The following is a 14,033-nucleotide window of genomic DNA, read 5'->3' as shown; positions in this document are numbered from 1 at the left end:
AGCACGTCACCGGCGAGACTACGGGACCCGGGGCCCGTCGTCGTGGACGCGGGCCCGGGCGCGACACCCGTCACCGACACGCAACCCGTCCGGGCGTCGGGTCCGCCGGTGCCCGGGTCGTCAGCGGCCGACGAGGCGGCGCAGCCGCGTGACCACCGGGTCGAGTTCGGGGACGCGCAGCAGCCGCATGGCGACCACCAGGACCAGCAGGGAGACCGTCCCGCCGACCCCCACGGTGATCCACGCCCGGGCCACCGCCCCGCCGCCGGGCAGCACCCGTTCCAGCAGGGTGACCAGCAGGACGGCGACGAGGACGGACATCACCGAGGCGAGCCCCGTGAGCATCATCGTCCGCAGCACCCGGCGGGTGTCGAGGCGTCCGAGGCGCACCCGCAGCCAGACGTCGCCGACCACCAGGCCGACCACGAAGCCGAAGGCGTTGACGGCGGCGAGTCCGAGCACCACCTGGTCGGGGGCCAGCACGACGGGGCAGAGGTAGGCCAGCGGCACCTTGACCACGGTCATCACGACCATGATCAACGTGGGGGTGCGGGCGTCCGCCATGGCGTAGAAGACCCGCAGCTGGAGCATCGTCACGGCCATCGGCAGCAGCCCGAAGGCCGACGCGGACAGCGTCATGCCCAGCGTGGCGGCGGACGCCCCGCCCGAGCGGCCGAGCGAGAACATCGCGATGCCGAGCTGCGACCCGAAGACGGTGAGGATCGCGCTGACCGGCAGCAGCGTCACCGTGGACAGGCGCGAGCCCAGCGAGAGGTCGGCGACCACCTGGTCGAGCCGGCCGTTCGCGGCCGCGGCGCTCATCCGCGGCATCAGGGCGGTCAGCAGCGACACCCCGAGCACCCCGTACGGGACCTGGATGAGCAGCCAGGCGTTCGAGTACACCGACGGCCCACCCGGGTCGGCGGAGAACGCCACGCGCAGGATCGCCGTGAGGCCGACCTGCGAGACGATCACGTAGCCGATCACCCACGCGGCGAGGCCGCCGAACGCGGTGAGCCGGGGGTCCCACCCGAAGCGCCACCGCCAGCGGAAGCCGGTGCGCCGCATCGCGGGCAGCATCACGGCGGCCTGCAGGACGATGCCCAGGGTGCTCCCGACGCCGACCACGAGCAGCTGGGTGGTGGAGATGCCGCCGTCGGGCGGGCCGGGCAGGAACCAGTAGACGGCGAGCGCCACCAGCACGACGACGTTGTTGAGCACGGGGGCCCACGCCGCCGGGCCGAACACCGCCCGGGCGTTGAGGATCGCCCCGAACAGCGCGCCCATGCCGTAGAAGAAGATCTGGGGCAGCAGCAGGTAGGCGAAGTCGGTGGCGAGCGGCCGGTAGGCCTCGTTCTCGATGTAGGGCAGCACGAGCAGCGGTGCCGCGATCGTCGCGATCGCCGTCGCCACCAGCAGCGACACCGCGGCGCCGGAGAGCAGCTTCTGGGCGAAGGCGTCCCCGTCGTCGCCGTCCTCCTTCGCGGCCCGGACGAGCACCGGGATGACGACGCTGGTCAGCACCCCGCCGAGCAGCAGCTCGAAGATGATGTTGGGCAGGGTGTTGGCGATCTGGAAGGCGCTGCCGACCAGCTCGAGACCGATCGTCGCGGCGAGGGCGAGCGTGCGCAGGAAGCCGGTGAGGCGGCTGACGAGGGTCGCGATCGCCATGCCGCCGGACGCCTTGACCAGCGAGGAGTCGTCGCGGTCGTCGCTCGGCGCCCGCGGGGCCGGCACGGCGGGCGCGTCCTGCTCGAGCGGCGGGCGCGGCAGGAGGACGGTCTCCTCCCGGGAGTCGCCCACCGTCCACGAGGCGAGCGGCGCCGCCCGGACGGTCGCCGCGTCGGCGCCGGGCAGCGCGCCCAGCCGGGTCGTCGCCTCCTCGACGCGCGCGGGCGGACGCCCGGTGGTCGGGTGCTCCTCGACCGGGAGCGCCCGGGCGGGGACGGTGACCGCGTCGCGGGCGGCGATCGGACGGGTGGCGCCCGGGTCCGGGGTGCGGGCCGGCGGCACGGGCCCGGCCGGCGCGGGGGCTCCGGGCGGCGTGGCACCGGGTGGGACCGGCCCGGACGGCATGGGACCGGGCGAGGGCGCCGGACCCGGCAGTGGTGCGGCGCCCAGCGGCGGCACGGATGCCTGCCGGGTGCCCGCCGACGGGCCGCCGCTCGGGCGGCCAGAACCGTGATCATCGAGCACCGGCGGCGGTCCGCCGGCCCGGTTCGGGGCCGAGGGTGCTCGGTGATCACGGTCGGGCTCGGGGCGCGCCGGGCCGCGGGGCCCGGGGGGTGGGCCGGGCGGTGCGGGTGGCGGTGCGGGTGGCGGCCCGGGGCGACCCGAGGGCGGAGCGGGCGGACCCGGAGGCGGGGGTGGTGGGGGTGGCCCCGGACGGTGCGGCGGGGGCGCGGCGTCCGGGCCGACCGGGGCGAGCGGCGGCTGGGGTCCCGCCGGCGGCTGTGGTCCCGCCGGGGGCTGTGGGGCCACCGGCTGCTGCGGCCCCGCCGGGGGGCGGGCGGCGTGGGGTCGGGTGCGGGCCCCGGGGTCGTCGGGACCGCCGGGGGCTGCGGGGGCGCCGGGGGCGGCGGGGCGTTCGGGACGTCGCGGCGGCTCGTCGACCGGGGCGGGCGGGGGCGGCACCACGACGTGGCCGTCGGGGTCCCGGTCGGAGCGGTCGGAGGTCTCCGCGCCGGGGCCCGGGTGTCCGGGGCGGGCGCTCATCGCGCCTGCAGGGTGCGGTCGTCCGTCGGGGCCGGGTCCGGACCCGGACCGCCCGTCGTCGTCCCCGGCCGTCGCCTGCGCCGGGATCGACGGTCGCGCCGCGCCGCGCGGACCCGCAGCGCCACCCGCAGGCTCGCCAGGATCACCAGCACGACGGCTGCGGACGCGGTCAACCACACGGTGATCGTGCCGTAGGCGGTCGATCGCAGCAGCAGACGAGCCGTGGGCCCGAGCGACTCGCCCCCGGGGGTGCGCGCGGTCGCGTCGATCGTGAACTGGCCGGCCCGCTCGACGTCGAGCGCGACCTGGAACTGGTAGCTGCCGAACGCGGGCACCTGGCGCACGGTCACCGGCGACGCCCGCACCCCCGGCGTCGGTTCGAGGGCGACCGTGACGTCCACCGCGACGGGCAGCTGGTTCTCCACGGTGAGCAGCAGCGGCGCGTCGCTGGAGCCGAGCGAGTAGGTCCCGGCGGGCTGGACCACCCGCACCAGCGAGCGCAGCGTGCGCATCTGGGCCGCGACGTCGTCCGCGGCCGCCCGCTGCAGCGCCGGGTCGCCCCGCCCGGCGGCCGAGAGGCTGCGCAGCAGGGCCCCGGTCAGCGGCTCCAGGTAGTCCGTGGGGGTCGGCGCACCGGCGCGGTCCTGGCGGCTGGCCGCGAGCAGGTCGCGCTGGTCGTCGCGCACCGCCCGGATCTCGTCGAGGACCGCGGGCGACTGGTCGGACACGGCCGCCCGGTCGCCGGGTCCGAGCGCGACCGCGGGGGTGGCCGGGTTCGCGGCCGCCCGGGCCACGAGGGTGCCGAGGTCGACGGGGACGACGAGGTTCCGGCGCGCGAGGTCGTCCAGGCCCGCGAGCAGCGCGGACGCCGCATCGGCGTCGACGTCCCACTCCGCGGGCGGGGCCAGGACCACCGGCGCCGTCGCGGCGGGCCGGGAGAGGGCACGGAGGGCGACGACGGCGAGCGCGTCCTGGGTGGCGAGCGCCCCGTCGGCGACCGTCGAGCCGCCGGCGGTGCCGTCCGGGTCGGTCGGCCGCTGCGCGAGCGCCCGGGCCCCGAGCGGATCGGTCGCGACGGCGAGCGGGCTGCTCCCGCCGGCCCCGCCCGCGAACCGGCCGACCCCGCCGGGCGGGACACCGTCGGTGAGGGTGGAGCCGTCGACCACGAGCGCCCGGGCGCCGCCGACGGCGAGGTCGGCGAGGCTGCGCTCGTCGAGGAGCCCGCCCGCGGGGACGGTGGTGTCGGGCACCGGGGTGACCCCGAGCAGGTCGGCCGTGCGCTGCGCGCCCAAAGTGCGGGCGGCGGTCGTCAGGTCGCTCATGTTGCCGCGGCTCGTGGCGAGCAGATCGGCGTCGGCGTAGGGCAGGGCCACCACGCACCGACCGACCGCGGCGGCCCGGACCGCGGCGAGCCACTGCCCGGCGGCCGCGGCGCCGGTCCCGGGCCGCGGGCCGGTCGGGCTGGTGACCTGGTAGCCGCCGCTCATGTCGCGGGCGGTCTCGAGCAGGTCGGCGTCCACCGCGAGACAGGTGGCGGCCGCGGCCGGGCTGCCGAGCGGTGCGGCGCGGGTCAGCGCGGCGACGAGGCCGCCGAGGCGTCCGTCCGGGGCGAACGAGGCGGCGAGGGAGTCGTCGGCGAGCAGCGTGGGGGCCCCGGGCGGCACCGCCAGGCGCCGGGGGCGGTCGGTGAGCGGGTAGAGCAGCGAGACCGTGGCGGGCGCCGGCGGGACGGCCGCCGTCCCGGTCACGGGCAGCAGGACGCGCTCCGCGGCGACCCGCTCGGGGGCTCCCGTCCCGGGGGTGCCGTTGACCTCGACGACGACGGGGTAGACGCCGGGACCGGGCAGGGCCAGGGCCGCGAGCGGCACCTGCAGCGTCACCGGGACCGAGTCCCCGGGGTCGAGCTGGGCCGCGACCGGGGTCAGGGGCGGCGCGGCGGCCGCCGGATCGGGCGAGATGGCCCCGGCGAGGGCACGGTAGGCCTCCCGGTCGGCGGCGACGGCGGCCCCCCGCTGCAGCCGGACGCCCAGGTCGCGCACCGGGACGGGTCCGCGGTTGGTCAGGCGGCCGGTGACGGTCAGCGCGGTCGTCCCCGGCCCGACCACCCGGGGGCCGAGGTCCAGCGCCAGCGCCACCGGTCCCGACGACGGGTCGGGCACCTGGTCCGGGGTCGCGCGCGCGGCCGGGGCCCACGCACCCGCCGTCAGGACGAGGCAGAGCACCGTGACCACGAGGGGCAGGAGGGTCCGGCGGGCCCCTCCTGCGATCACGCGGACTCCTCCAGGATCTCCGCCGCCAGCCGCACGAGCCGGCGCTCGTCGGCGTACGCCAGGCGCGAGCCGAGCTCGGCCAGCGGCACCCACGCCACCTCGGTCACCTCGACGTCCTCGTCCGAGAGCTCCCCGCCGCGGGCCGCGAGCAGGAAGTGCTGGACGGTCTTGTGCACCCGCCGGTCCTCGGCGACGAACCAGTAGTCGATGCTGCCGAGCGGGGCCTGCACGGCCGCGATGATCCCGGTCTCCTCCTCGACCTCGCGCACCGCCGCCTGCTCGGCGGTCTCGCCCTCCTCGATGTGGCCCTTGGGCAGGGACCACAGCAGGCGACCGCGCCGGTCCAGCCGGCCGATGAGGGCGGCGCACCCCCGCTCGGCGTCGACGACGAGGCCGCCCGCCGAGAACTCGTCGACCGTCCGCATCCGCCGCCGCGGGCCGCGCCGACGGCGGTCGGCGGGTCGGCGTGGCGACGGGGGCATTCCGTGATGGTACGGCCTCCCCACCCACGGACGGGGTCCCGACGAGCCCCGGCGGCGCCCGCTCACACGGTGGTGGTGGCGGGCCCGGTGCGGGCCCCGCGATAGGCTGACCCGCCGTGCCCGCACCATCCCCGACCGCCTCCCAGGCCCCCGCACCCGTCGTCGGGAAGGCCGGAAACGAGCAGCACGAGCCCGTGGACGCCGGTCAGACTGCCGTGGTGGACCTGCTGCGGTACCCGCCCGTCGCCGACGAGCTCGGCCGCCGGTTCGCCGACGCCGGGCACCGGCTCTACCTGGTCGGCGGGAGCGTGCGGGACGCCCTGCTCGGGCGCGAGTCGACGGATCTCGACTTCACCACCGACGCGCGTCCGGAGCGGGTGAAGAAGATCGTCTCCGGCTGGGCCGAGGCCGTGTGGGACACCGGCATCGAGTTCGGCACGATCGGGCTGGCGCGCCACGGCGTGACCCTGGAGGTCACCACCTTCCGCGCGGACAGCTACGACGGCGTCTCCCGCAACCCCGTCGTGGCCTTCGGTGACACCGTCGAGGGCGATCTGGTCCGCCGGGACTTCACCGCGAACGCGATGGCGGTCTCGCTGCCCGACCGCACCTTCGTCGACCCGTGCGGTGGTCTCGCGGCCCTCGCCCGCGGCGTCCTCGACACGCCGATCGAGCCGGAGCGTTCCTTCGACGACGACCCGCTGCGCCTGCTGCGGGCCGCGCGGTTCGTCTCCCAGCTCGGGTTCACCGTCGCACCCCGGGTCCGCGAGGCGATGACCGCGATGGCGCCGCAGCTCGCCCGGATCACCGCCGAGCGGGTGCAGGCGGAGCTCTCGAAGCTGCTGCTCGGCGCGCACCCGCGGGCCGGCATCGAGCTCATGGTGGACACCGGGCTGGCCGACGTGGTGCTGCCCGAGGTGCCCGCGATGCGGCTCGAGATCGACGAGCACGCCCAGCACAAGGACGTCTACGAGCACTCGCTGACCGTCATGGAGCAGGCGATCGACCGGGAGACCGACGGCCCGGACCTGACGCTGCGCCTCGCCGCGCTGCTGCACGACATCGGCAAGCCCGCCACGCGCCGGGTGGAGCCGGGCAACCGGGTCAGCTTCCACCACCACGAGGTGGTCGGCGCCAAGATGACCCGCAAGCGGCTGCGCGAGCTGCGCTACCCCAAGCAGCTCATCGACGACGTGTCCCAGCTGGTGTTCCTCCACCTGCGCTTCCACGGTTACGGCAAGGGCGAGTGGACCGACTCCGCCGTCCGGCGCTACGTCACCGACGCGGGCCCGCTGCTCGACCGGCTGCACCAGCTGGTGCGCTCGGACTCGACCACCCGCAACAAGCGGCGGGCGGCCGCCCTGCAGCGCACCTACGACGACCTCGAGGAGCGGATCGCGCGCATCGCCGCCTCCGAGGACCTCGCCCGCGTGCGCCCCGACCTGGACGGCAACGCGATCATGAAGCTCCTCGGGGTCGAGCCCGGCCCCGTCGTCGGGAAGGCCTGGCGGCACCTCAAGGACGTGCGCCTCGAGCGCGGGCCGCTGGACCGGGACGAGGCCGAGGCGGAGCTCCTGGCGTGGGCGCGGGCGGAGGGGATCCTCTAGCCCCCTCCGGGGTGGCTGCTCCGGGGTGGCAGCGAAGCGTCGTTGCTGTCATTCAGTGGCAGGTTCTCCACACCGTCGATGCGGGGTGGAACCGATCGGGGCCGCCGTGAGTCCGAGCCCGTGTGATCACCTATCGGTTCGGCACCGGCGACGGGCCGGTCCACCGCCACCGCTCCCCGGCCGACCGGACGCTCGGTGGTGGGGCGCCGGACGCCGTCGCCCTCGACTTCGACGGTGACGGGCGGGTCGACGACGCCCTGTGGGACTCCGACGGCGACGGCGAGGCCGACCGGGCGGTGCTCGACCTCGACGACGACGGGCGTCCCGAGCGCGCCTGGGCCGACCCGTCCGGACGCGGGGTCTGGGACGCGCCCGCCACGGTGCGGTTCACCGACCCGAGCGGGCGGAGCGGCTCGACCGTCGCGGTGCTCGACACCGACGACGACGGCGTCCCCGACGGCGGATGGGTGGGCCGGGAGCGCCGGGACCTGGTGTGTGACCTCGACGGCGACGGCCGGGCCGACCAGCTGCTCGTCGACCACGACGGCGACGGGCGCGCCGAGAGCGCCTACGCCTCGTCGGGAACGGGGCCGGACGCCCGCTGGGACGTGCTGCTCGCGGACACCGACGCCGACGGGACGGCGGACGTGGTGATCGGCGCGGACACCTCGGGGTGGGTGCCGCCCTGAGCGGGGACCACCGCCCCGCCGTCCGGCCCGCGCGTGTCCCCGACCGGGACCCCGCGGCGCAGCGCGACCTCGTGGATCACCAGGCCGAGGACGTACAGCCCGGCGGCGAGGAGCACCAGCGTCGCCGACCGGCCGTCGGGCGGACTCAGCAGCGCCGCCGCGGCGACGGCGGAGACGTAGGTGACGTTGAAGACCGTGTCGGAGAGCGCGAACACCCGGCCGCGGCGGGCGTCGTCGACCTCGCGCTGCACCGCGGCGTCCGCGCACAGCTTGATGGCCTGACCGACGAGGCCGAGCAGGAAGGCCGCCGCGAGGATCGTCGGGAGGACCATCGGCAGCCCGAGCGCGAGGAGGGCGACGACCGCCAGGGCGAGCATCACGCGCACGGTCGCGGGGCGCCCGATGCGCGCGGTCAGCCACGGGGTGACCACGGCCGCCACCCCGAGACCGGCCGCGGCGGCGACCACGGTCTCCCCGAGGCCCGCCACGCCGGCCTGAAGCGGCCCCCAGTCGGTGAGGCCGTTGCGCATCAGCAGGAGCATCACGAGCGTGGCGACGCCGAAGGCCAGCCGGTGCGCCGCGACGGCGCAGAAGGCCGCCACCACGCCCGGGGCCTCGCGGGCGGCGCGGGCCCCGTCGGCGAGCCCGAGGGCCACGGCGCGCAGGGCCTGGGCGGCCTCGGAGGGGTCGTCCGGCCCGAGCGAGCCGCGCCGGATCCCGGCGGCCACGACGACGATGACGACCGACCCGAGGACGGCGGCCGCCGCGGCGATCCCGGACTGCGCGTTCCCCGCGCCGATGAGTCCGGTGAGGGCGAACGAGCAGGCGGCGCCGACCGCGGCGGCGATCGCACCGCTCGTCGTCACCAGCGAGTTCGCCGCGACCAGCCGCCGGGGCACCACGACGTGCGGCAGCGCCGCGGAGAGCCCGGCCTGCACGAACCGGCTCACGCCGATCGTGGCCAGGGCGCCGAGGTAGAGCGCGGGGCCGGTGACCCCGGCCGCGACCACCGCCGCCGTCCCGAGCGTGAGGACGGCGCGCAGCGCGCCGGCGACGACGAACACCCGGCGCCGGTCCCAGCGGTCGAGCAGGGCGCCCGCGAACGGGCCGACGAGCGAGTACGGGAGCAGCACGACGGCGAGCCCGAGCGCGACGAGCACCGGGTCGGACTGGCGCTCCGGGTTGAACAGCACGGCGCCGCCGAGGGCCGCCTGGAAGACGCCGTCGCCCCACTGCGCACCCAGGCGGATGGCCAGCAGCCGCAGGAAGCCGGGGTGGGCGGCGAGCTCCCGACGACGGGCGCGCCCGGGCCGCGTGGGCGGGTTCCGGTCGGTCGAAACGGGCACGACGACCCACGCTACGCGGACCTCCGCGCGACCGGGAGGGCGGTCGTCGCCCGTCCGGCGGCCCCGGGAGTCCGGTCAGGTGACGCGGGCCGCGTCCGGGGCCGGTCGGGCTGACCGGGGCCCGGCGGTGGTGTCACGATGGGGTGGTGGCCGAGGGAACCCGCGGTGAACCCGCCGAGCGGTCGGCGTACTCGGTCGAGGCCGGCACGCTCCTGGTCGCCGCGCCCTCCCTCACCGACCCGAACTTCGCGCGCACGGTGGTGTTCGTCATCGACCACCGCCGGGAGGGCACGCTCGGCGTGATCCTGAACCGGCCGAGCGAGGTCGCCGTCTCCGACGTGCTGCCGACGTGGGGGCCGCACATCAGCCGGCCGAGCGCGGTGTTCGTCGGCGGGCCGGTCGAGCAGAAGACGGCCCTGTGTCTGGCCGCGCTGCGCACCGGCGAGGACCCGGCGGGCACCCCGGGCGTCGTCGGCGTCCGCGGCCCGGTGGCGCTGGTCGACCTCGACGGCGACCCCGCCGCCCTCGCCCCCCGCGTCCGGGGCCTGCGCGTGTTCGCGGGCTACTCGGGGTGGGACCGCGGTCAGCTGGCCGGTGAGATCTCGCGCGGTGACTGGTACGTGGTGCCCGCCCTGCCCGACGACGTGCTCGCCCCGGCCCGGTACGACCTCTGGGGCGGCGTCCTGCGCCGTCAGGGCGTGCCGTTGGCGCTGCTCGCCACGCACGTGTCGGAGCCGACGCGGAACTGAGGCCCCGCGTCTCCTTCCGGACGAACGAGTCGTTCGTGGCTTCCTGCTGCACGAACGACCCGTTCGTTCCCGACGACGGGTCCGCGTCCGGCGTAGCGTCCCGGGACGTGCGGATCAGGCGTGAGACCCCGGGTCCGGGGCAGGAGTCGGTGTGGGACTACCCCCGGCCGCCGCGGGCGGAGCGGGACCACCGGCGGTGCGTCGTGACGCACGCCGGGACGGTCGTGGTGGACACCGACGACCTGATCCGGGTGCTGGAGACCAGCCACCCGCCGACCTTCTACCTGCCGCGCACCGCCTTCGCCGAGGGCGTGCTCCGGCCGGCGCAGCGGCGCACCGTCTGCGAGTGGAAGGGGACCGCGCGCTACGTGGACGTCGTGGTCCCGGGCGCCACGCTCGGCGACGTCGGCTGGTGGTACCCCGAGGGCGACGTCAGCGCGACCTACCCCGAGCTCGCCGACCGGGTCGCCCTCTACCCGGCCCCGTTCGACGAGATCACGCTCGACGGCGAGCGCGTCGAGCCCCAGCCCGGCGGGTTCTACGGCGGGTGGATCACGAAGGACGTGGTGGGCCCGTTCAAGGGCGGGCCGGGCTCCTGGGGCTGGTGAGCTACCCGCCCGCGCCCTTCGGGCAGACCGCGCACGAGCCGGCGCAGGCCGAGCGCGTCCCGGGACCACAGGCGTCGTCGGGAACCGGGACGGAGCACGGCTGCGCGGGCCGGCTCTCCGCCTCGAGCGTGGCCGCGCGGTCGGCCCCGGCGTAGCGCCCGCCGAGGACGCCGCCGATCCCGAGCAGCACGAGCAGGCCGAGGGCGCCGACGACGAGCAGCGTCACCGCGGCGACCGTGACGGGGCTGAGCAGGGCGGCGACCCCCGCGACGAGACCCAGCACGCCCGCACCGGTGAACGCCGGGGCGGCGACCCGGTTGGCGCGCCGGAAGGCGTCGACGCGGGCCATCGTCCAGCCCGTGCGCACGCCGATCACGCGGTTGCGGGGCAGCCGCTGGACGGCGGCGAGAACGCCGACGACGGCGACGACGAGGCTCGCGAGGACGAGCACCACGGCCAGGACGGGGACGACCATGTCCCCAGAGTAGGCTCGACGGTCGAATCGCCGGTCCCGCGGGACCCGGCGCCGCCCCGGCTGTGGATCGCGCCGGAGGCCTGTGGTGACCAGGAGGAACGCCGTGACCGCCCAGCCCGACGTCGCCCGGCGGGAGGCCCTCACGCCGCCCTACCGGTACACCGCCGAGCTCGCGAACCAGATCGAGGCGCGGTGGCAGGACCGGTGGGAGGCCGAGGGCACCTTCGACACCCCGAACCCCTCGGGCCCGCTCGCCGACGGCCGCACGCTGGACCCGACCGAGAAGTTCTACCTGATGGACATGTTCCCGTACCCGAGCGGCGCGGGCCTGCACGTCGGGCACCCGCTGGGCTTCATCGGGACCGACGTCCTCGGCCGGTTCCTGCGCATGACCGGGCGCACCGTGCTGCACACGATGGGCTTCGACGCGTTCGGGCTGCCCGCGGAGCAGTACGCCGTGCAGACCGGCACGCACCCGCGGACCACCACCGAGGCGAACGTCGAGCGCTATCGCGCCCAGATCCGCCGGCTCGGGCTGGCGCACGACAAGCGTCGATCGGTGTCCACCACCGACGTCGAGTTCTACCGCTGGACGCAGTGGATCTTCCTCCAGATCCACGGGTCGTGGTTCGACACCACGGTGAACCGCGCGCGTCCGATCGACGAGCTGGAGGCGGAGTTCGCCGCCGGGACGCGCGCCCTTCCCGACGGCGGGGCGTGGTCGGCGCTGTCGCGCCCCCAGCAGGAGCGCGTCCTGGACGGGTACCGCCTCGCCTACCTCGCCGACGCCCCCGTCAACTGGTGCCCGGCGTTGGGCACGGTGCTCTCCAACGAGGAGGTCACCGCCGACGGCCGCTCCGAGCGCGGCAACTTCCCCGTGTTCCGGCGCAACCTGCGCCAGTGGATGATGCGGATCACCGCCTACGCCGACCGGCTGGCCGACGACCTGGACGGCGTCGACTGGCCCGACTCGGTCAAGGCGATGCAGCGCAACTGGATCGGCCGCTCGCAGGGCGCCACCGTCCGGTTCCGCAGCGGCGAGCACGTGCTCGAGGTCTTCACGACGAGGCCCGACACCCTGTTCGGCGCCACCTACATGGTGGTGGCGCCGGAGCACCCGCTGCTCGACGAGATCGTCCCCGACGCGTGGCCCACGCTCGCCGACGAGGCGGAGCTGGACGGCCGGTGGACCGGCGGCGCCCCGACGCCGCGCGACGCCGTGACGGAGTACCGGCGCGTGGTGGCCTCGCGGTCCGACCTGGAGCGCCAGGAGGCCCGCGACAAGACCGGCGTCTTCACCGGCGCGTGGGCGGTCAACCCGGTCAACGGCGAGCCGCTGCCGGTCTTCGTCGCCGACTACGTCCTCATGGGCTACGGCACCGGCGCGATCATGGCCGTCCCCGGCCAGGACCAGCGCGACTGGGACTTCGCGACGGTGTTCGGGCTGCCGATCCGGCGGACCGTGCAGCCGTCGGAGGACTTCGACGGCGACGCCTACACCGGCGCGGGCGCGGCGATCAACTCGTCGAACGAGGAGATCTCGCTGGACGGGCTCGAGGTCGACGAGGCCAAGGCGACGATCATCGCGTGGTTGGCCGAGCGCGGGGACGGCGAGGCCGTCGTCCAGTACAAGCTGCGCGACTGGCTGTTCAGCCGGCAGCGCTACTGGGGCGAGCCGTTCCCGGTCGCGTACGCCGCCGACGGCGAGACCGACGGCGGGCCCTCGATCCCGCGCGCCCTGCCCGAGTCGGACCTGCCCGTGCTGCTGCCCGACGTCGACGAGTACGCGCCGAAGACGTTCGCCCCCGACGACCGCGACTCCGCCCCGGAGTCCCCGCTGGCCCGGGCGACCGAGTGGACGACGTTCTCCGCCGACCTCGCGTCCGACGACGAGCGGGCGTGGGCGCGCTACGTCCGCGAGACGAACACGATGCCGCAGTGGGCCGGCTCGTGCTGGTACCACCTGCGCTACCTCGACCCGACCAACGACCAGCGCTTCGTCGACCCCGACGTCGAGCGGTTCTGGCTCGGCCCGCGCCCCGACGTGTTCGGCCCGGCCGATCCCGGTGGCGTCGACCTCTACGTCGGCGGTGTCGAGCACGCGGTGCTGCACCTGCTCTACGCGCGGTTCTGGCAGAAGGTGCTGTTCGACCTCGGCCACGTGTCGGCCTCCGAGCCGTTCCGCCGCCTGTTCAACCAGGGCTACATCCAGGCGTGGGCGTACACCGACGCGCGTGGCGTGTACGTGCCGGCCGAGGAGGTCGTGGAGGACGGGTCCGGATTCACGTGGAACGGTGAGCCCGTCTCCCGGGAGTACGGGAAGATGGGCAAGTCGCTGCGCAACGTGGTGACCCCGGACGACATGTGCGCCACCTACGGCGCCGACACGTTCCGGCTCTACGAGATGTCGACCGGCCCGATGGAGGCCTCGCGCCCCTGGTCGACCCGCGACGTCGTCGGCTCGCAGCGCTTCCTGCAGCGGGTGTGGCGGCTGTTCGTCGACGAGACCGACGGGTCGCTGCGGGTGTCCGACGCCGACCCCGCGGACGAGACGCTGCGCCTGCTGCACCGCACGATCGACGGCGTCCGTGCCGACTTCCCGGCGCTGCACTACAACACGGGTGCGGCCAAGCTCATCGAGCTGTCGAACCACCTGACGAAGACCTATCCCGACGGTGGGTGCCCCCGTTCGGTCGCGGAGCCGCTGGTCCTGATGCTCGCGCCGCTGTGCCCGCACCTGGCCGAGGAGCTGTGGTCGAAGCTGGGCCACGAGGCGTCGCTGGCCTACGCGGACTTCCCGGTGGCCGACCCGGCGCTGCTCGTCGAGGACACCCTCGAGTACCCGATCCAGGTCAAGGGCAAGGTGCGCTCGCGGATGACCGTGTCGGCCTCGGCGGACGAGGACGAGGTGCGCGCCGCGGCCCTCGCGGACGAGAAGGTCGTGGAGCTCCTCGCCGGTGCCGAGCCGCGGAAGGTGATCGTGGTGCCGGGTCGTCTGGTGAACGTGGTGCCCTGACCCCCTCCCGCGTGAGGGGAACCCTCACGAGGTTGGAGCGGGCGGATCCTCCCCTCACGATTCGGCATGGAGCCGA

Annotated in this window: 9 protein-coding genes; 4 read left to right on the top strand and 5 right to left on the bottom strand. The window is 76.0% G+C overall.

Annotated features, from left to right (window positions below):
• Positions 1-120: 120 nt before the first annotated feature.
• The 3 genes from murJ to ACQPYX_RS29770 form a co-directional block, all read right to left on the bottom strand.
• The gene (gene murJ, locus ACQPYX_RS29780) at positions 121-2,130 is read right to left on the bottom strand and encodes a murein biosynthesis integral membrane protein MurJ (protein ID WP_433800855.1); all 2,010 of its coding nucleotides are present in this window, start codon (positions 2,128-2,130) and stop codon (positions 121-123) included.
• A gap of 581 nt (positions 2,131-2,711) precedes the next feature.
• Positions 2,712-4,985, bottom strand: a complete 2,274-nt coding sequence (locus tag ACQPYX_RS29775) for a hypothetical protein (protein ID WP_433800854.1) — start codon at positions 4,983-4,985, stop codon at positions 2,712-2,714.
• Positions 4,982-5,467 (bottom strand): NUDIX hydrolase, encoded by a 486-nt coding sequence (locus tag ACQPYX_RS29770; protein WP_433800853.1) that lies wholly within the window; start codon positions 5,465-5,467, stop codon positions 4,982-4,984. The genes ACQPYX_RS29775 and ACQPYX_RS29770 overlap by 4 nt, the downstream gene beginning before the upstream one ends.
• Before the next feature lie 194 nt (positions 5,468-5,661).
• Between ACQPYX_RS29770 and ACQPYX_RS29765 the strand changes: the two genes are divergently transcribed.
• Entirely contained in the window at positions 5,662-7,074 is a 1,413-nt protein-coding gene (locus tag ACQPYX_RS29765; protein ID WP_433803839.1) for a CCA tRNA nucleotidyltransferase, read from the top strand.
• Positions 7,075-7,642: 568 nt separating this feature from the next.
• Here ACQPYX_RS29765 and ACQPYX_RS29760 read toward each other — a convergent pair.
• Entirely contained in the window at positions 7,643-9,109 is a 1,467-nt protein-coding gene (locus ACQPYX_RS29760) for an MFS transporter (protein ID WP_433800852.1), read from the bottom strand.
• A 143-nt stretch (positions 9,110-9,252) separates the two neighbouring features.
• Here ACQPYX_RS29760 and ACQPYX_RS29755 point away from each other — a divergent pair, with 143 nt between their 5' ends.
• Both ACQPYX_RS29755 and ACQPYX_RS29750 read left to right on the top strand, forming a co-directional pair.
• Positions 9,253-9,858: a YqgE/AlgH family protein gene (locus ACQPYX_RS29755; protein ID WP_433800851.1), complete on the top strand. Its 606-nt coding sequence runs from the start codon at positions 9,253-9,255 to the stop codon at positions 9,856-9,858.
• Positions 9,859-9,965: 107 nt separating this feature from the next.
• Positions 9,966-10,466, top strand: a complete 501-nt coding sequence (locus ACQPYX_RS29750; RefSeq protein ID WP_433800850.1) for a DUF427 domain-containing protein — start codon at positions 9,966-9,968, stop codon at positions 10,464-10,466.
• A 1-nt stretch (position 10,467) separates the two neighbouring features.
• On the opposite strand, the gene ACQPYX_RS29745 is transcribed toward ACQPYX_RS29750, so the two are convergent.
• On the bottom strand, positions 10,468-10,941 hold the full coding sequence (locus ACQPYX_RS29745) for an SdpI family protein (protein ID WP_433800849.1): 474 nt from the start codon (positions 10,939-10,941) through the stop codon (positions 10,468-10,470).
• A gap of 103 nt (positions 10,942-11,044) precedes the next feature.
• Here ACQPYX_RS29745 and leuS point away from each other — a divergent pair, with 103 nt between their 5' ends.
• Positions 11,045-13,957: a leucine--tRNA ligase gene (gene leuS, locus ACQPYX_RS29740; RefSeq protein ID WP_433800848.1), complete on the top strand. Its 2,913-nt coding sequence runs from the start codon at positions 11,045-11,047 to the stop codon at positions 13,955-13,957.
• The last annotated feature ends 76 nt before the right edge of the window (positions 13,958-14,033 follow it).

Source organism: Actinomycetospora sp. CA-084318 (assembly GCF_050955885.1).
In the GTDB taxonomy this organism is placed as follows: Bacteria; Actinomycetota; Actinomycetes; order Mycobacteriales; family Pseudonocardiaceae; genus Actinomycetospora.
Note: the sequence above shows the minus strand (reverse complement) of the source record. Positions and strands in the feature narration are given on the sequence as shown.

Coding starts and splice junctions, on each gene's coding strand:
- ACQPYX_RS29745 (WP_433800849.1), bottom strand. CDS start 10,941: ATGGTCGTCCCCGTCCTGGCCGTGGTGCTCGTCCTCGCGAGCCTCGTC.
- ACQPYX_RS29770 (WP_433800853.1), bottom strand. CDS start 5,467: ATGCCCCCGTCGCCACGCCGACCCGCCGACCGCCGTCGGCGCGGCCCG.